The organism is Clostridioides sp. ZZV14-6009 (assembly GCF_020658095.1).
In the GTDB taxonomy this organism is placed as follows: Bacteria; Bacillota; Clostridia; order Peptostreptococcales; family Peptostreptococcaceae; genus Clostridioides.
Genome location: NZ_JAGWDG010000006.1, coordinates 44,584 through 63,956, shown reverse-complemented (window position 1 = coordinate 63,956; position 19,373 = coordinate 44,584). Strand labels below are relative to the sequence as shown.

Below are 19,373 nucleotides of genomic sequence, written 5' to 3'. Positions count from 1 at the left end.
AATTTAAGACTTACAATAATTATAGGTAGATTCAATGTTTATATAAGTAAAAAATGAAAATATCTATAGAATCAACATAAAAAAGCTATATTTTAAATAATTGGCATATAAAATGCTTTGTATATAAATAAACGTAATAATAAATATTTTTAATTGCGATTAAATGTATTAAGGGGGATTTTCATATGAAGCTAGAGCTAGGGAATATATTTATAAAAAATATTGAATTTGGAGAGAAAACAGAAGTAAAAGATGGCATATTATATGTGAATAGTAAAGAAATAGAACAGATAGCTTTAGAAGATGAAAGAATTGTAAGTGTAAATGTTGAACTTGCAAGACCTGGCGAATCAATAAGAATAGCACCAGTTAAAGATGTCATAGAACCTAGGGTTAAAATTGGAGATGAAAGCAAAATATTTCCTGGAATTATTAACAAAGTAAAGACTGTAGGAAGTGGAAGAACTCATGTACTTTCAGGAGCTTGTGTTATAACTTGTGGAAATATAGTTGGATTTCAGGAAGGTGTAATTGATATGAGTGGTCCTACTGCTAAATATACACCTTTTTCAAAAACAAATAATGTATGTATTGTGATAAAAGCAAAAGAGGGTATAGAAACTCATGATTATGAAGAAGCAGCTAGAATAGCTGGATTAAAGATAGGTGCATATATAGGAGAAGCAGGCAAGGAAATTGAACCAGATGAAATAATAGTATATGAAACAAAACCACTATTAAAACAAGTGAAAGAATATCCAGACCTACCAACAGTAGCATATGTCCATATGTTACAATCACAGGGACTTTTACATGATACTTATTATTATGGAGTTGATGCTAAGCAAATAGTCCCAACATTTATGTATCCAACTGAAATAATGGATGGAGCCATAATATCTGGTAATTGTGTTGCACCATGTGATAAAGTGACTACTTTCCACCATTTAAATAATCCAGTTATACATGACTTGTATAAAAGACATGGAAAAGACCTAAATTTTATAGGAGTAATTTTAACTAATGAAAACGTATTTTTAGTTGACAAAGAAAGAAGTTCTGATATGGTTGCAAAGTTAGTAGAATTTTTAGGTGTTGATGGAGTATTAGTAACAGAAGAAGGATATGGGAATCCAGATACTGACCTTATGATGAATTGTAGAAAATGTAGTGAAGTTGGAGCAAGTGTAGTTTTAATCACTGATGAGTTTCCTGGAAAAGATGGAAAGAGTCAATCTATAGCAGATGCTACGAAAGAGGCAGATGCACTTGTTTCTTGTGGTCAAGGAAACTTAGTAGTCCATTTTCCTGCTATGGAAAAAGTTATAGGAACTTTGGATTATGTAGAAATGATGATTGGTGGATATAAAGGATGCTTAAATGACGATGGAAGTATGGATGCGGAATTACAGATTATAATAGCATCAACTATAGCAAATGGTTACAATCATTTGACAGCAAGATATTATTAAATAAATATTTGAGTATAGATTATTGTTAATACCATTATTAATTTAATTGATGTAATAACTATAAATTGATTTGGAGGATTAAGATATGAGTAAAATCAGAGTTGTTCACTATATAAATAATTTCTTTGCTGGTATAGGAGGAGAAGAAAAAGCAGATATTCCACCAGAAAAAAGAACGGGAGTAGTAGGGCCTGGAATGGCCTTTCAAAGTCAATTTAAAGACGAAGCGGAGATAGTTTCAACTGTAATTTGTGGAGACACATATTTTGGAGAAAATATTGAAGATGCTACTAGAGAACTTTTAAAAATGATAAAAGAAGAAAAACCTGATTTATTTATTGCAGGGCCAGCATTTAATGCAGGTAGATATGGAGTAGCCTGTGGAACTATTTGTAAAGCAGTTGAAGAAGAACTAAATATTCCTGTAGTCACAGGAATGTATAAAGAAAATCCAGGTGTAGATATGTTTAAACTAGATTTACACATAATAGCTACAGGAAATTCAGCAGCTAGTCTTAGAAAGGTAGTTCCAATAATGTCAAGACTAGGGCTTAAATTAGTTAATGGTGAAGAAGTAGGGCCTCCTGAGGTAGAAGGATATATAATGAGGGGAATAAGAAAAAATTTCTTCCATGAACTTAGAGGTTCTGAAAGAGCGATTGAAATGTTGGTTAAGAAAATGAATGGAGAAAAATTTGAGACTGAGTATCCAATGCCTGAATTTGATAGAGTTACACCTGTAGAGGCTATCAAAGACTTATCTAAAATAAAACTTGCATTAGTAACTTCTGGAGGTATAGTTCCAACTGATAATCCAGATAAAATCGAATCTTCAAGTGCTACTAAGTATGGTATTTATGATTTAACAGGCATGAATTCTATGTCAAATAAAGATTTTACAACTATACATGGAGGTTATGATAGAGCATATGTACTTGAAAATCCAAACTTAGTTGTGCCATTAGACGTGGTTAGAGAATTTGAAAAAGATGGTGTAATTGGAGAATTGGCAAATTACTTTATAACTACTACAGGGACTGGAACAAGTGTAGGTAATTCTAAGAGATTTGGAGAAGAATTTTCTAAAAAATTGGTAGAAGATAAAGTAGAGGCTGTAATTTTAACATCTACATGAGGTACTTGTACTCGTTGTGGAGCAACGATGGTAAAAGAGATTGAAAGAGCAGGTATAGCAGTTGTCCATGTTTGTACTGTAGTACCAATATCACTTACAATAGGAGCAAATAGAATTGTTCCAGCAGTAGGTATACCATATCCACTTGGAAATCCAAAGCTAGGGGAAGAAGAAAGTAAAAAAATTAGAAAGAACATAGTTTTAAAGGCCTTAAATGCATTAAAAGAAGATGTAGAAGATCAAACCGTATTTGAATAATAAAAATATAACACAACACTAAAATTAAAATAGATATCATAAAATAGTTTCTGAAAATTATTTTATGATATCTTTTTTTATTAAGTAATTTAAAAACATTGAATATATTTTTATATTTTTAAATTAAATTTACTAGAATGAAAGATTAAATTTAGAGTATTGATACATAAATTTAAATTAGATATACTATGAAAAGTAAAGTTATTCACTTTGGAACATATATTCAGCATATTAGAACAGATTAATTGAAATAAAGAAGTTAACTTTATATAATAAAATAATATGAGAAAGAAGGTGTTACATATTGATTTCAATTGCTATTTGTGATGATGAATCGTATATGTTAAATGATTTAAAAGAAAATATAGAGCTATATATGAATAGAAATAATTTATTGTATAATATAGAACTTTTTGATAAAGCTGAGACTCTATTATATAATCATGAAGTATTTGATATTATCTTTTTAGATATACAGATGGAAGGTATTAATGGAATGCAAGCAGCTAAAAAATTAAGGTCATGTGATAATGATTGCTTTATAATTTTTGTGACAGTTTTAAAGGAATTTGTATATGATGCTTTTGAAGTAGATGCTATAAATTATTTGATAAAACCATTGTCTAACGAAAAACTAGCTAAGACAATGGATAGGATAATTATAAAGCTGGAGAGTAATGAAAAGAATTATATAACAATACAAAAAGGGCACTCATATTGGAGATTGAAAATAGCAGATATTTTATATTGTGAAGTTATAAAAAGAAAGATTTATATCCATTTAAAAAAAGAAATTATTGATTATTATGAAACTATTGATAGTCTAGAAAGAAGCTTGCCAATAAATTTTTTTAGATGTCATCGTAGTTATATAATTAATTTACAATCTGTATATAGCTATGAAAATGGTAATGTAGTTATGGAAAATGGAGATATGATACCTGTTTCCAGGTTACGCCAACAAGAATTTTCTGAAGCTATGCTTAAGAATATGAAAAATAGGAGGAGATAACATGGCTAATTTACCTTATTCTAATTCATTATTAGAATATAGTATTTTATTCGTCTTTGCAATAGATAGAAGTCTAATAGCCATATTGCAATATTATTTTCTAATTAGTTTTACAAATACTAAGTCAAAATTTTGGTACTGTATTTTATACTTGTTAGTATCAGTTTTGTCAATTAGTATAAATACATATTTTAATTTATATAATTTATTTTATTCACAGCTTATATTTTTTCTACTGACTTTTTTGTTTGTAAAGTATGTAATAAAAAAATCTACAGTTTTATCTATAATATTATCTCTATTAGTATATGTAATTGAGCAGTTAGCATATGGATTTATGGCTCCATTTAATTATCTACTATTTATAAATAATACAGATATAAACATTTATAAATTTGTTGTAAATACGGAGATTTCATTTTTTATTACGATTATAATAGTTGGATTTATATATTGGTACAGTGCTAAAAAATTTAATATTAAAACTGTAAAATTTGATAGATATTCAATAATTTTAATAACTCCATTGTTACTCATAATATTATTTTGGCAATCATTTGAGAATACTGGTTATTCAAGTTCAACCATAAATATCGATACGAAACTTCAAACTGTAAAATTATTAATGAATACGTCTCTTACTAAAGAAATTCAAGCTTTCCTTTTTTCTTCAATTGGAATTATATGTGTGTTTTTCTCTTTATTTGAGTTTAAGAAATTGATGCAATATTTAAAAGAAGAGAAAAATAAAGCGATTTTAAATCAACAAATTCATTCTCAAAAAAATTACATTGAAGAAGCAAAATCTCGATTGTCACAAACAATGTCTTTTAGGCATGACTTTAACAATCATCTAGCTATTGTAAATGGACTGCTAAAAAAAGGCGAAATTTTAAAAGCACAAGAGTATTTAAATAAACTCGAAAAAATAACCAGTGACCTATCATTTTCTTGTAATACAGGAAATGTTGTAATTGATGCCCTTTTCAACAATAAATTAAGCATAGCAAAACAATTAGGAATACAGGTGGATTGTGATGTAATTATACCAAGTGATACTAGTATAAATGATGTTGACCTCTGTATAGTATTTGCCAATGCTATTGACAATGCAATTAAAGCCTGTAAACTTGTAGATAAACAAAATAGATATTTAAAACTCTCAACTAAACTAGAGGGTGGCTTTTTTATGATAGAAATAAAAAATAGTTATAATGCAGTAAATAATTACACAAGTGGCTCAGGTATCGGAATTTCAAATATAAGAGAGATTGCTAAGAAATATCAAGGGGCTATAAGTATAGAGAATACACAAGAGTATTTTCAAATAAATATATTACTAATTATTTCATTACACTGTACTGACATTTCAGAACAATTAACTTGAAAATAGAATTTGTAACCAATATTATATATGTAAATAAAAAGTTTAACATATAGAAATAGGAGGTTACTAAAATGAAAATTGGAAGTATAAATGGTCAAACACCAAGAACATCTAATATAGATGGTTCAAATAATAACCAAAGCGAAATACAAAGTTTAGAACAACAAAAAAAAGTATTACAAGAAGAACTGGAGAAAGTTAAGAGCAATAAAAGCATTGATAGTGAAATGGCTAAGTCAAAAATAGAAGATTTAAAAAAAGAAATAAAAGATATAGAAAGTAAAATTCAAGAACTAAAAGGAGAAAAAACACAAGAGTCAGATGGAGGACAAAATACTGTTTCTGAAGTGAAAAATAGTACATTAGATAGAAAAGAAGAAAATTCTAATAATAAAAATGCAAAAACACCGTGTGATGTTTTTGAAAAAGGCAATGAAGAAGAACAATGGGACAATACTTATAGCCTTGTTCAAGATGATAAAAATTTAAAAGTAAAATTTAATAGACCTATATAGTTTATCTAGAAAATTAACTTATTGAAATGGTAATTAGTATTTTATACTCTTAAGTAATAATTACATAAATATATTAATTGTAAATAAATATACTATATTTATTCAAATTTACATATAGCTTTACAACTATTATTTATAAATTTCTATTTTAAGTTTTATACCGAATATAAATATTAGTGAATATCCTCTTAAGTTTACTTATGGTTCTAATGCAAATAAAAAAAGAGATTTTAAAATCTCTTTTTTTATTTTTATTCTATATTAATTATTTTTTAAATTTATATTTTTTGCATCAGATTTTCTAATAGCTAAATCAAATCCTCTAAATCTAATCACTATCGGATCATTAAGAGGGGCTATTTTTTTTACTTCAACTTCAGTGCCATCTATTAATCCTAAAGCAAGAAGTCTCTTCATAAGTTTTTCATTCCCAGCTATATTATCTATAATTCCCTTTTGCCCAAGTTTTAAGTTGTAAACAGTCATTATTAACACCTCCTAATGAAAATCATTATCAAGTTCTATATTTATAATATATAATAAAAAAGCTAAATTGTCAATATATAACAAAAAATAAACATACTAACTCAGTATGTTTATAAAAAGTAGTATACAAGGGATACTAATGGCATCTAGTAAAAAACCACTTACTAAGGGAACAACCAAAAATGCTTTTGGAGAATCTCCATATTTTTGTGTTAAAGAGCTCATATTGGCTAAAGCATTTGGAGTAGCACCTATTCCATGTCCAATTAAACCACTTATTATGATGGCAGAATCAAAATCTTTTCCAAGTATCCTAAAACAAATAAATACTGAAAATAAAATTATAAAGATTACTTGGAAAGTTACTATTAAGAGAATTGGAGGCAATAGTGTTGATAATTCAAATAAATCTATATTCATAAGCGATAATGTTAGAAAAATTCCTAATGAAAGTTCTTTTAGAAACTCTATAAGTTTAAAGTTTAACTCTAGTATATTTATCTTGTCATTTAAATTTCTAAAAATAACTGCTGAAAACATACAAGTCACAACAGAAGGTAAAAGAATGTTACATGTCATATAAAATATTCTACTTATAATTTCGCCTGTATTTATACAAATAAATATAAGAAGAACTTGCTCTAAAAATATAGTAGGATTTATAGTTTGAGAAAATTCGTTTTTGATTGCTCTATTTTTGCTTCTAAAAAATTTATTTTTTAATCTCATTGAATCTTTTTTATATCTAAAACCTGATAAATCTATTTTTGTTGAAGGTTGCAATTTATATTTTTCTATCAGAAATCTAGCAACAGGACATCCTAATATCCCACCTATAATAAGACCTATTGTTGCAGCAGATAAACCAACACCAACTGCACCATCTACACCAAGACTTTCTATTGTAAGTCCAAATGCAGCTGAATAACCGTGACCACCTTCCATAGATACATTACCACACATAAGCCCTAAAAGTGGTTCAAATTTTATAATTTTTGATATTGATATAGCTATAATGTTTTGACAAAAAGCTAGTATTCCGCATAAAATCCAATATCTAAATAATACACTACCACCTTTTTTTATAAGGTTTATGCTTATTTCAAGCCCAATAGTTGTAAAAAAGAAAGTTATGAAATTTGGCATTAAGTTTCCACTTACAGATATGTCTGCTATATGAAAATATTTAAGAAATAAATTTAAAAAACAAAATAATAGACCTCCTATTACTGGTGCAGGTATACAGAAGTTATTTAAAAATTTAATCTTATTTTTTAACAGATTACCAATTAAAAAGAATAGCATAGATAAGGTTAAAGTTTGTACAGTATTAAAAGTTAAAGTAATCAAAATAAATCCTCCTTGTAATTTAAAATCGTCTTTGTATAATTTAAATTATTATGTAATGGAATTTTTACTATCAAATGTATATTAATAAATGTATATTAAAAAAAATCAATGGATATAATTAGATAATCATAAATTAAATAAGAATATTTTACTAATATACAGCTTTTAACATGAAAAATTTTAGTATATTGTTATAATAGAAATAAGACTTAAAAATTTATCAATAAGATATGTTATTTATAAGTGTAAAAGGAGGATAAAATGTTTGAAAATTTACCTAAGGTAGAATTGCATTGCCATTTAGATGGAAGTGTTAGAGTGGAAACTATATTTGATATAGCGCTTAAAGAGAAAATAGATTTGCCTTCAGATAATATTAATGAAATAAAAAAATTATCGAAGGTTCCACATGATTGTACTTCACTTGATGAATATTTAAAAAGATTTGATTTACCTCTAAAAGTTATGCAGTCTAAAGAAAGTTTAAAAAGAATTACTTTTGAACTTTTGGAGGATGCAAGTAAAGAAAATATTAAATATATAGAAATTAGATTTGCTCCATTACTTCATATTCAAAGAGGGTTGAGTATTAAGAGCATAATTGAAAGTGTAGTTGAAGGAATTAGAGATGCTGAAAGTCTTTATGATATAAAAGGGAATTTAATATTAGGTTGTATGAGAACAATGACCCCAAAAGAGGCATTATTGGTAATTGAAGCAGGTAAATCCTTTATAAATAGAGGTGTTGTAGCGGTAGATTTATGTGGTCCAGAGAAAGAAGGCTTTTGTAATGAATATGAAGAAGCTTTTAAACTAGCAAGAGATTATGGATATAAAATTACAGTGCATGCAGGAGAAGCAGCAAGTGGAAAAAATGTATTAGATGCTATAAGTATTTTAAAGGCAGATAGAATTGGTCATGGTATAAAAATTAATGGAGAAAAAGAAGCATACGATTTAGTTAAAAATAAAAAAGTATTACTGGAAATATGTCCAACCAGTAATGTACAAACTAAGACAGTAGATTCTTATAAAACACATCCATTTTACGATTTTTATAAAGATAATTTACCTGTAAGTATAAATACTGATAATAGAACTGTATCAGATATAAGTTTAAATTCAGAACTAAATCTAATATTTGATATATTTAATCTAAGTTTAGAAGACTATAAAATAATTTATAAAAACACAGTAGAAGCAAGTTTTGCAGATAAAGAAACTAAAAAATATTTATATAGTCTAATTTAGTAGGTTAAATAGATTAAAAATTTAAATTAATTAAGTAAGTTAATTAAACATATATTTTAGAGTAGGAGATAAATTTGAAAAATTATAAAGAGATTTCTTATAATGAATTAGCAAAAAAAGAATTAGAACAATGGAAGAAAGATATATTGAAAAAACCGTCTATATTTGATAAAGCTTCAAAAGGTATACAAAATAAATTCAATGGAGTGTTGCCAGATAAATACCATGAAATAATGACTTCTTCAATAAAAGGAATGACAAAAACTGTATTTTTTGGATATAAATATGCTACAAAGTCACCAATTAGAAATATATCCTTAGAAGAAAGGGAAAAGTTAGTTGAAGAAAAGGCTAAAAATTATAAAACTACAGCAATGATTGAAGGAGCAGGTACAGGAGCTGGAGGTATTTTTTTGGGGCTTTCTGATTTTCCTCTACTTTTAGGTATTAAGATAAAATTTTTATATGATGTTGCTTCAATATATGGATATGATGTTAAAGATTATAGAGAAAGAATTTATATACTAAGTATATTGCAGTTGGCTTTTTCTAGTCAATCGAATATAAATACAACATTTAAATTGATGAGTAATTGGGATGAGTATATAAAAAATTTACCAAATGATATCAATGATTTTGATTGGAGAACATTTCAGCAAGAATACAGGGATTATTTAGATTTAGCTAAACTTTTGCAACTAATGCCTGGAATAGGGGCATTTGTAGGATTTTATGTAAATGGAAAATTAATTGATAAATTACATGAAACAGCAGTATTTGCTTATAGATTGAGGATTAGAGAGCTTAATTGATAAATGGTAAAATTTTTAAATAGATATAAAATATATCTATATATATATTGATTTGCATTGATAAAAACAATGATGGATGAAAGGTAAAGCATGATAAAATCTAATGTAGAGGTTTGTATTTTAATGGAAATATTTACGTTTTATTGTTTAAAATACAAAATGAATTATAAAGAGAAGTAATTGGGAGGAATATTTTCATGGCAAATTTACCAAAACAATTTGATAGTTTTAATGAAGCTAGACAAAAAGGATTTATAAATGCAAAGGAACTTAAAGAAAGTGGGAAAAAAATGGTTGGAGTGTTCTGCACATTTACTCCAGTTGAGATTCCAATGGCAGCAGGAGCAACAGTAGTAGGTGTTTGTGGAGTTAGTGAAGAACCAATTCCAGATGCAGAAAAAGTGTTACCAAGAAATCTTTGTCCTTTAATAAAATCAAGTTATGGGCATGCAATAACAGATACATGTCCATATTTCTATTTTTCTGATTTATTAATAGGAGAAACTACTTGTGATGGCAAGAAAAAAATGTATGAAGAGCTTGCAAAGGTTAAACCAACATATGTAATGCATTTACCAAATACTGCAAAAGGTAAGTTTGCTTATAAGCTTTGGAAAGATGAAATGGTAAAATTAAAAGATGAGGTTGAAAAATCTTTAGGCGTGACTATAACAGAAGATGATATAAGAGCGGCCATAAAAGATAAGAATGAAGAGAGAGAACTTTTAAAAGAGTTTTATGCACTTGGTAAATTACAACCATCTGCACTTACAGGTCTTGAACTTCATAATGTACTATATCAAGCAGGTTTTAAATTTGACCGTACTGAACTTAAGCAATCTTTAAGAAAAGTTATAGATGATATGAAAGAAAGATATGAAAAAGGAGAATGTCCAGTTACAAAAGATAAACCAAGAATTCTTATAACAGGTTCTCCAATTGGTGGAATAAGTGAAAAGATAGTTAAAACTTTAGAAGATGCTGGAGCATCAGTTGTGGCATATGAACTTTGTGGAGCTATAAGATCAAATGATTTATTAGTTGATGAAGAAACAGAAGATGTGTATGATGCTTTAACACAAAAATACATAAATATAGGTTGTTCTTGTATGATGAACAATGACCATAGGATTGAACTACTAGATAGAATAATAGATGAATATAATGTAGATGGTGTAATAGATGTAGTTTTACAAGCCTGTCATACATTTAATATAGAAAGTTACAGAGTAAGAGAATTTGTTACAAAAGAAAAAAATAAGCCATTTATGTCTCTTGAAACTGATTATTCAAAATCAGATACTGAACAATTAAGAACTAGATTTGAAGCGTTTGTAGAGATGTTATAGGAGAGTAATAATAGGAGGGGTTATGTTTAGTATAGGAGTGGACTCAGGGTCAGTAGCAACAAAAGGTGTGTTATTTGATGGTGAAAAAATTGTCAAAAAAATAATTATACCAACTGGATGGAGCCCTAAAAGTACATCTAAACAAGTTTATGAGTTGTTAAGCGATGGAATTGATAAAAAAGATATAAAAAAAGTAGTAGGTACAGGCTATGGCAGAGGGGTAATGGACTTTGCCGATAAGAAAGTAACAGAAATAACGTGTCACACTAGAGGCGTTTACTTTTTAAATGAGAATGTAAGGACTATTTTAGATGTAGGTGGTCAAGATAGTAAAGTTATAAATTTAGATAGAGATGGAAATGTATTTAATTTTATAATGAATGATAAGTGTGCTGCTGGTACTGGTAGGTTTTTAGAAATTACCTCTAATCTTTTGGGAAGTGATATAGAAAGTATTGATACGCTAGCTCAAGGAAATGAACCAGTTAATATATCTAGCATGTGTACAGTTTTTGCAGAGTCCGAAATAGTAAGTCTCTTAGCTCAAAATATTTCTACTGGAGATGTAGCAGCAGGAATACTTAAATCTATTGCAAATAAGTCAACATCGATGTTGGCAAGAGGAGAAATAGTAGATGAAGTTGCATTTACTGGAGGTCTTGCGAAGAGTAAAGTATTAGTAAAAATGATAGAAGAAATATTAGATAAAAAAATATTTATTGCAGAAGATACTCAGATAATAGGAGCATTAGGGGCTGCAGTAATTGGATTTAAATAAAAATATCTTAAAGAATAAAATAAAAAGCTGAATTTATCCAAGATAATTTCAGCTTTTTATTTTATTCTATTTATTTTTAAAGGAAAACTTTGGTATAATTGATTTAAATGATTATATATTTAGAAATAATTAATATTTAGTCATATATAGTATTAAATTTTTAAAAATTAGCTCGAAGTTAGGGGGAGAAAGTATGAAAAAGTTTGCTTCAAGAAAAGCATCAAGGTTTATTGCATTATTTTTAATATCTATTTTAGTAATGTCAACGATTCCTGTATCAGCTGAAAATGGAAATACATTGAATCAGATAAAAAAAGCTGAATACAGTGAGACCTATAAACAATATCTAGAAGATGCTAAAAATGGACGTACAGAAAAATATAATGGGATTATACCAAATCCATATCAATTGGAAGGTACTAAAGTTCGAAGTAAAGGAAGAACAGCTCCAGCATCTTATGACCCAAGAAAGTTGGGATTAATGACCTCAATAAAAAATCAAGAAAATCTTGGAATATGCTGGGATTTTGCAGCCATGGCAACTTTAGAAAGTTTTCTAAAATTAAAGAATTATGGAGACTATGATTTATCAGAAGAACATTTAAGATGGTGGGCTTCAGAAGGTGAATATGGATGGACTGTAAATGATATGGATGGTGCTTTAAATTATGAAGCTATGGGATACTTAACATCTTGGTCAGGTCCTAAATTGGAAAAAGATATTCCATATAACGGTAAAATATCTAAAGCACAAGGAGCAACAAAACCAGCTAATATGAATACAGCACCAACTATTTTTAATGTAACAGATGCTGTATGTGTAAGTAATGATATGAACTCTACAAAAAATGCTATATTACAGTATGGAGCAGTAACATCAGGTTATTATGAAGATATTAAGTATCAAAGTGAAGACAACAATTCATATTATTGTCCAACAAAAAGTTTCAATACTAACCATGCTATTTCAGTTGTAGGTTGGGATGATAATTATTCTAAAGATAACTTTAATTCAAGTAATAGACCATCAAAAAATGGTGCATGGCTAATAAAAAATAGTTGGGGAGATTATAATTCTGAACGTGGATACTTCTGGATATCTTATGAAGATAAGACACTTATGTCTGATATAGATAATTTCTCAATCAGAGGAGGTCAAAAACCTAATGATGATGAAAAAATGTATCAACATGACTACGCAAGTATTGTTCCTTTAATTTCAAATAAAATAACAGCTGCAAATGTATTTGACTTTAATAGGGGAGATGAGACTCTAAAATCTGTAATGTTTTTAACTGAGAGTATAGGAGCTAAGTATGAAATATATTATGCTCCAGTAGTAAATAGCATACCTCAAGAAAATAATATGAAAAAATTAAAAGAGGGTACTACGCAATATTCAGGATACATAACCGTTCCAATCGATTCTTTTGATATACCAGAAGGAAAAGGTGCTATAGTAGTTAGCATAGAAGATAAAAATGGAGAATCAACTATAGGTTCTGAATCAAATGTGCCAGGTTATGATACGTTTAAAGCAAAAGCAAACTTAGGAGAAAGTTACATTATAGATAGTACTGGAAAATTCTATGATATAAATAGAGATAGCAAGTTTTATCCATGTAACTTTACTATAAAAGCTGTTACAGAAAAATCTTCTGATGAAAGTATTCCAAATGAATCTTTAATTGGTAGTGATAGATATGAAACTGCCATTAAAGTTAGCCAAAATGGATTTAGTTCTTCAGAAAATGTAGTTTTAGTAAATGGAGGTTCAATAGTAGATGCATTGGCAGCAACTCCTTTTACATCTGCCATCAATTCACCGATACTATTAACACAAAAAGAAGCTTTGAATTCAAAAACTAAAGCTGAAATACAGAGATTAGGTGCAAAAAAAGTATACTTAATAGGTGGAGAAAATTCCATAAGTAAAGAAACTGAACAACAATTAAAAAACTTAAATATATCAACTGAAAGAATATCAGGAAGTGACAGATATAAGACAAGCTTGCTATTAGCTCAAAAGTTGAATAGTATAAAAAATGTCTCTCAAATAGCTGTTGTAAATGGTGTAAAAGGTTTAGCTGATGCAATTAGTGTAGGTGCAGCCGCAGCAGAAAATAATATTCCAATTATACTTGCAAATGAAAAAAGCGAATTGCAAGGAGCAGATGAATTTTTAAACTCACTAAATATAGAGAAGTCTTATATTATTGGAGGTACAGTATCCTTATCAACTAGTTTGGAAAGTAAACTTAAAAACCCAACTAGATTATCTGGTAGTAGTAGAGACGAAACAAATTCAAAGATAATAGATAATTTTTATAAAAAAGATACTTTGAAAAATGCATATGTAGTTAAAAATGGAATAAAGAGTCAAAATGATTTAATAGACGGTCTAGCAGTTGGTCCTCTAGGAGCAAAAAATGGGTCACCAGTAATTTTGGTTGGTGATAAATTAGCTGATAGTCAAAAAGATATTCTTAAAAATAAAACTTTAGAAAAAGTAACTCAAGTTGGTGGAGGTGCAAATCAAAACGCCTTTAAGGAGTTAGTAAAATTAAAAAGTGTTAAATAAGATACTAGTAGATTAATATATTTCTAGTAGATAATGACAAATTGAAGCTGTAAATAGCCATTTTGAATTATTGATAACTGAAACAATCAATAATTATAAGATTCTATTTACAGCTTTAAATATACGTATTAATATTTTCAATGTATAAAATGTATAAATAGAAAAGGGTTATTTTTATATAGAAAGTCTTACATACTATATAAAAATAACCTGTATTTAATTAACCTTTTTATATAGTTCTAATAGCTATTATAGAGCTAAGTGGTAAATATAGTGTGTAAGTCTCGTTTAAAGATGGATTAGATTCGTCTATATATCTTGAACAAAGTGTAATTGATAAGCTGTCTGCTTCTATAATTTCCCCATATAGAGGGCAACTGCTAAAATAAGAATTTACTTCAACATATTTATTTAAGTTTTCTTGAACAAAATCATAAAAACGATTTTTTGTAGTAGTAGTCATAAAATCAACTCCTTCATTTTTTATTAAAAATGGAACATTTAAAAAGATAAATATGATTACTGCTATTAGAAACTAAGTTAAAAAATAAGCAAATAGATATGAAAATAGAATAATATATTATTTATATTTTAATTATAACATTATAGAATAAAAAAAGCTATATAAAATTCAGAATTTTCGAAGATTTTTAATAGAATTAATAAATTTATTGACATTAAAGAGTAAAAGAATTATATTGACTATAAAGATTAATTTAGTCAAATAGGAGATGAGAGGATGCCTAAATCATATTCTGATAAAGAAAGAGAGTACATAGTTAAAAGACTTAAAGAAGAGGCTAGTTTGTGTATTGAGCAATATGGTATTAGAAAAACTACTGTTGATGAACTTGTAAGGCGAGTAAAGATTCCAAAGGGAACTTTTTATCTGTTTTTTCAATCGAAAGAATTACTTTTTTTTGAAGTATTGAAAGATATACATGATTCAATACAAAACCAAATGTTATACGAATTAAAAAAACTTGATGAAAGTGTTACATATGATAAGTTGACAGATATATTTATGAAATTTTATAAGCTAGTTGATGATACTTCAATTTTAAATCTGTTAATTAATGGAGAGTTTGAAATACTAATGCGAAAATTACCAGATTATATAATTGAAGAACATTTTAAGCATGATGATTTTGAAATTAGTAAGATGATATCTTATATACCAAATGCAAAAAATAAACATGTAGAAAACTTTAGTGGGGCATTTAGAGCAGTATTTCTTACTATGTTATACAAACATGAAGTTGGTGAGAATTGTTTTGATGATGCTTTAAGATTGATGATAAGAGGTCTAGTTATACAACTTATGGAATAAATTTTTAAACTTGTTTGCTAGTATTTTTACTAAAAAGTATTAACAAACAAAAAAATTGGTTTTTATTGACTATATAATTAAATTAGTCAAATATATAAAAAGGTGGGATAAAAATGATTAAAGTTGATAATTTATCATTTAGTTATACAGATAAAAAATTTTTACAAAATATTAATTTTGAAGTGGGAAAAGGAGAAATACTAGGATTTTTAGGACCATCTGGAGCAGGTAAATCAACATTACAAAAAATTCTAATTGGTATGATAACCAATTATGAAGGAAGTGTACTTGTAAATGGAATAGAAAGCAAAAAACATTCAAATAAATTTTATGAGAATATAGGAGTTGATTTTGAATTTCCTAGTTTATATGAAAAATTAACTGCAATAGAAAATTTAAAATACTTTGGTTCTTTATATTCTAAAAAATTACTACCAATTGGAGAACTACTAAAATCAGTAGGATTAGAAAATGAAGCAAATAAAAAAATATCGGAGTATTCAAAGGGGATGAAATCGAGATTAAATTTTATAAAAGCTTTATTACATAATCCAGATATATTATTTTTAGATGAGCCAACAAGTGGTCTTGACCCATCAAATAGTAAGATTATGAAAAATATGATTCTATCAGAAAAATCTAAAGGTAAAACTATTATTTTAACAACTCATAATATGTTGGATGCAACAGAACTTTGTGATAGGGTAGCATTCATTGTAAATGGGAAAATATCTGCATTAGGTACACCACATAATCTTATTATGTCAAAAGGTGCTGTTAAAATTAGATATACATATTTTGATAATGGAGAAAAAATTTCTGAATGTTTTTTAAGTGATACTAGTAACGACAAAAAATTAAATATGCTTATTAAGGAAAATAAGCTCTTATCAATACATAGTAGTGAACCAACATTAAATGATATTTTTATTGAGATAACAGGGAGGAATTTACAATGAGATTAAAAAATCTTATCTTAGGAGATATAAAGTTTCAATTTAAATATGGATTTTATTTTTTATATGTTGTTTTAAGTATTGTATATATTTGTTTGCTTAATGCATTTCCACCATTATTGAGAGAAAAGGTAGCTATAATTATGATTTATTCTGACCCAGCAGCAATGGGATTATTTTTTATGGGAGCAATTGTACTTCTTGAGAAGAGTCAAAGAGTTTTAAATTCTCTAGCGGTATCTCCAATAAAAATATCAGAATATATTTTATCAAAGGTGATTTCATTGTCAATGATATCTAGTATTGTAGCTATGGTAATTGCAATTACAGCAAATTTAAATAATATTTTGATAGTAATTATAGGAACCTTCTTTGCATCGATAATATTTTCATTACTTGGGCTTATATTTGCAAGTAGAGCATCAAGTTTAAATCAATTTATTGTTTTAACTATTCCTGCTGAGATTGTCTGCTTTGTGCCACCAATAATTAATGTATTGATGGATTTAAATGTATTTACTAATTTGTATCCTTTCAATATATGTATTTCTCTGATTAGTGGAGATAAAAATTCTTTAGTAACTAATATATTAATTTTAATATTGATGACTATAATAGTTTATTTCATAACATATTATTTTGTTTGTAGTATTTGGAAAAAGGTAGGTGGTATAAAGTTATGATAAAAATTATTAATGCTTTTAGACAAGAATTTGAGCAAATAAAATGTGATGCTATGCTTTTTGTAGTATGCATTTCTCCAATATTATGTGGAGGTCTTATAAAATTTGGAATACCATTAATTCAGAATATATTAATTGATAGCTCTTATTATCAATTAACTTTAGAACCATATTTTTTAGTATTTGACTTGCTTTTAGCTTTCATAACACCTTTTATGTTCTTTTTTGCTTCTACTATGGTTATGTTAGGAGAAATTGATGATAATATTTCAAAGCACTTGATAATCACTCCTATTGGAAAAAGTGGTTATCTTATTTCAAGACTTGGAATACCAGCTATCCTAGCATTTGTCATTACAGTAATTTTATTACTAACTTTTTCGCTAACTAAAATTTCTTTTTTATTAAATTTAGCGATTTCTTTAGTAGCTTTGATGCAAGGAATTATTATATCAATATTAATAACTTCTTTATCATCAAATAAATTAGAAGGTATGGCACTTACAAAGTTATCAGGTCTTTTTATGTTAGGTATTCCAGCACCATTTTTTATTTTAAATAAAATACAGTATATTTTATTTTTCTTACCATCATTTTGGTTAGCAAAGGCATTTAAGGATAGTAACTACATATATATTTTTATCTCATTTATTGTATCATTAATTTGGATTGTTTTATTACTTAAAAAATTCAATAAAAAAATATCTAGTTAAATAGATTATTAAAATAAATGTAAGGTTGACTTGACATAAAAATTGGAAAATGTTACAGTTTAAATGTAAGGTTAACATTACATGAATGGAGTATATATGAAAAATAAAATCAAGGTATTAAGAGAAAAATTGGGGTTAACGCAAGAACAACTAGGAGAATTAGTAGGAACATCTAGGCAGGCTATAAATGCTATAGAGACTGGTAAAAATGAACCTTCAATATGGTTAGCATATGATATTTCAAGAGTTTTTAATGAACCAATTGAAAATATATTTTTATTTGAAGAGAGTGAGAGAAAATCAAGAGCTCAGACAAGTAGGGGGGAATATTATGGCTCTAAGAGAGATTAGAACTTTTGACGATGAAATTTTAAGAAAAAAGAGTAAGAATGTAGAAAAAGTAGATAATAAGATAAGAGACCTATTAAATGATATGGCAGAAACGATGTACAACACGCCAAATGGTGGGGGGTTAGCTGGGTGTCAAGTAGGAATATTAAAACGTTTAGTTGTTATAGATTTAGGAGAGGGACTTATTAAACTTGTTAATCCTGAAATTATTAAAGAAGAAGGAGAGCAAATTGTTGTTGAAGGTTGCTTAAGTTTTCCTGATGTATGGGGAAAATTAAAAAGACCTAAAAAAGTCACAGTTTCAGCTTTAGATGAGAATGGTGAGAAAATAACAATTAAAGGCTCAGGACCCATGGCAAAATGTCTTTGTCACGAGATAGACCATTTGAATGGCATAGTTTTTACAGATAAACTTATTGAACGTGTGAAACTATAATGTAATTTAAGTACTAAATTTAGAGAATATTTTATAGTGAGGAGTTAAATTATGAGATTATGGCATAAGGATTTAATTGATGTATTACCTAAAAATCAATTAGTAAGTCAATGGAGAGAACTATTCGCTATAAAAGGTTCTATAGAGAAAAAAGGTACTCCAAATCATCTATTAGTAAATAAAGTATTAAATTATAGTATAGATGAATTTAAATTTTATGCAAAAGTTATACATGATGAAATGGTGAAAAGGGGTTATAGACCTAATGAAACTAAGTTTATAGAAATGCTAAAATGGAATAATAACAATTTTTCAATGGATGTATCTGTATTACATAATCTAAATTTAGAAACTTTATATAGAGATTGGCATAATGAAGTATATTTAAAACAATGTCTATATAATTTAGAAGAAAAAGCAATGTGTGGAGGAATATCCATGAATGAATGGAATATATTACTTTGTAAATACGGTGATGACTATGACTTATGGTATGGTAATAGCTTACTTTAATTACT

20 protein-coding genes are annotated in these 19,373 nt (G+C 27.4%); 17 read left to right on the top strand and 3 right to left on the bottom strand.

Annotated features, from left to right (window positions below):
* Positions 1 to 185: 185 nt before the first annotated feature.
* The 5 genes from grdG (at position 186) to KGF36_RS09970 (ending at position 5,779) form a co-directional block, all read left to right on the top strand.
* Positions 186 to 1,472 carry a sarcosine reductase complex component B subunit alpha gene (grdG, locus tag KGF36_RS09990; protein ID WP_227828466.1) on the top strand — a complete coding sequence of 429 codons (1,287 nt, stop codon included), beginning with the start codon at positions 186 to 188 and terminating at the stop codon, positions 1,470 to 1,472.
* An 85-nt stretch (positions 1,473 to 1,557) separates the two neighbouring features.
* The gene (gene grdF, locus KGF36_RS09985; RefSeq protein WP_227828467.1) at positions 1,558 to 2,865 is read left to right on the top strand and encodes a sarcosine reductase complex component B subunit beta; all 1,308 of its coding nucleotides are present in this window, start codon (positions 1,558 to 1,560) and stop codon (positions 2,863 to 2,865) included.
* Positions 2,866 to 3,169: 304 nt separating this feature from the next.
* Entirely contained in the window at positions 3,170 to 3,877 is a 708-nt protein-coding gene (locus KGF36_RS09980; RefSeq protein WP_227828468.1) for a LytR/AlgR family response regulator transcription factor, read from the top strand.
* Between the two features lies 1 nt (position 3,878).
* Positions 3,879 to 5,264: a sensor histidine kinase gene (locus tag KGF36_RS09975; protein WP_227828469.1), complete on the top strand. Its 1,386-nt coding sequence runs from the start codon at positions 3,879 to 3,881 to the stop codon at positions 5,262 to 5,264.
* A gap of 71 nt (positions 5,265 to 5,335) precedes the next feature.
* Positions 5,336 to 5,779, top strand: a complete 444-nt coding sequence (locus KGF36_RS09970; RefSeq protein ID WP_227828470.1) for a FlxA-like family protein — start codon at positions 5,336 to 5,338, stop codon at positions 5,777 to 5,779.
* Between the two features lie 261 nt (positions 5,780 to 6,040).
* Here the strand turns inward: KGF36_RS09970 and KGF36_RS09965 are convergent, their stop codons facing one another.
* Entirely contained in the window at positions 6,041 to 6,265 is a 225-nt protein-coding gene (locus KGF36_RS09965) for a FeoA family protein (RefSeq protein WP_003423664.1), read from the bottom strand.
* Positions 6,266 to 6,361: 96 nt separating this feature from the next.
* On the bottom strand, positions 6,362 to 7,615 hold the full coding sequence (locus KGF36_RS09960) for a sodium/glutamate symporter (RefSeq protein WP_227828471.1): 1,254 nt from the start codon (positions 7,613 to 7,615) through the stop codon (positions 6,362 to 6,364).
* Between the two features lie 261 nt (positions 7,616 to 7,876).
* Between KGF36_RS09960 and add the strand changes: the two genes are divergently transcribed.
* From add to KGF36_RS09935, 5 genes are all read left to right on the top strand, one after another.
* The gene (gene add, locus KGF36_RS09955) at positions 7,877 to 8,866 is read left to right on the top strand and encodes an adenosine deaminase (RefSeq protein ID WP_227828472.1); all 990 of its coding nucleotides are present in this window, start codon (positions 7,877 to 7,879) and stop codon (positions 8,864 to 8,866) included.
* 74 nt (positions 8,867 to 8,940) lie between these two features.
* Positions 8,941 to 9,678: an EcsC family protein gene (locus tag KGF36_RS09950; RefSeq protein WP_227828473.1), complete on the top strand. Its 738-nt coding sequence runs from the start codon at positions 8,941 to 8,943 to the stop codon at positions 9,676 to 9,678.
* 197 nt (positions 9,679 to 9,875) lie between these two features.
* Positions 9,876 to 11,027: a double-cubane-cluster-containing anaerobic reductase gene (locus KGF36_RS09945; protein WP_227828474.1), complete on the top strand. Its 1,152-nt coding sequence runs from the start codon at positions 9,876 to 9,878 to the stop codon at positions 11,025 to 11,027.
* A 22-nt stretch (positions 11,028 to 11,049) separates the two neighbouring features.
* Complete coding sequence (locus KGF36_RS09940) at positions 11,050 to 11,805, top strand: acyl-CoA dehydratase activase (RefSeq protein WP_227828475.1); 756 nt, start codon at positions 11,050 to 11,052, stop codon at positions 11,803 to 11,805.
* Positions 11,806 to 11,998: 193 nt separating this feature from the next.
* Entirely contained in the window at positions 11,999 to 14,386 is a 2,388-nt protein-coding gene (locus KGF36_RS09935) for a cell wall-binding repeat-containing protein (protein WP_227828476.1), read from the top strand.
* A gap of 229 nt (positions 14,387 to 14,615) precedes the next feature.
* Here KGF36_RS09935 and KGF36_RS09930 read toward each other — a convergent pair whose 3' ends face one another.
* A complete protein-coding gene (locus KGF36_RS09930; protein WP_227433254.1) occupies positions 14,616 to 14,849 on the bottom strand; it encodes an ATPase in 234 nt (77 codons plus the stop codon).
* A 276-nt stretch (positions 14,850 to 15,125) separates the two neighbouring features.
* Between KGF36_RS09930 and KGF36_RS09925 the strand changes: the two genes are divergently transcribed.
* From KGF36_RS09925 to KGF36_RS09895, 7 genes are all read left to right on the top strand, one after another.
* A complete protein-coding gene (locus tag KGF36_RS09925) occupies positions 15,126 to 15,716 on the top strand; it encodes a TetR/AcrR family transcriptional regulator (RefSeq protein WP_227828477.1) in 591 nt (196 codons plus the stop codon).
* A 113-nt stretch (positions 15,717 to 15,829) separates the two neighbouring features.
* On the top strand, positions 15,830 to 16,675 hold the full coding sequence (locus tag KGF36_RS09920) for an ABC transporter ATP-binding protein (protein ID WP_227828478.1): 846 nt from the start codon (positions 15,830 to 15,832) through the stop codon (positions 16,673 to 16,675).
* The gene (locus KGF36_RS09915; RefSeq protein WP_227828479.1) at positions 16,672 to 17,355 is read left to right on the top strand and encodes an ABC transporter permease; all 684 of its coding nucleotides are present in this window, start codon (positions 16,672 to 16,674) and stop codon (positions 17,353 to 17,355) included. Before KGF36_RS09920 ends, KGF36_RS09915 begins: the two co-directional genes overlap by 4 nt.
* Entirely contained in the window at positions 17,352 to 18,068 is a 717-nt protein-coding gene (locus tag KGF36_RS09910) for an ABC transporter permease (RefSeq protein WP_227828480.1), read from the top strand. The genes KGF36_RS09915 and KGF36_RS09910 overlap by 4 nt, the downstream gene beginning before the upstream one ends.
* A 96-nt stretch (positions 18,069 to 18,164) precedes the next feature.
* Entirely contained in the window at positions 18,165 to 18,419 is a 255-nt protein-coding gene (locus tag KGF36_RS09905) for a helix-turn-helix transcriptional regulator (protein WP_227828481.1), read from the top strand.
* Positions 18,400 to 18,855 carry a peptide deformylase gene (gene def, locus KGF36_RS09900; RefSeq protein WP_227828482.1) on the top strand — a complete coding sequence of 152 codons (456 nt, stop codon included), beginning with the start codon at positions 18,400 to 18,402 and terminating at the stop codon, positions 18,853 to 18,855. Before KGF36_RS09905 ends, def begins: the two co-directional genes overlap by 20 nt.
* 51 nt (positions 18,856 to 18,906) lie before the next feature.
* A complete protein-coding gene (locus KGF36_RS09895) occupies positions 18,907 to 19,368 on the top strand; it encodes a pyrimidine dimer DNA glycosylase/endonuclease V (RefSeq protein WP_227828483.1) in 462 nt (153 codons plus the stop codon).
* The last annotated feature ends 5 nt before the right edge of the window (positions 19,369 to 19,373 follow it).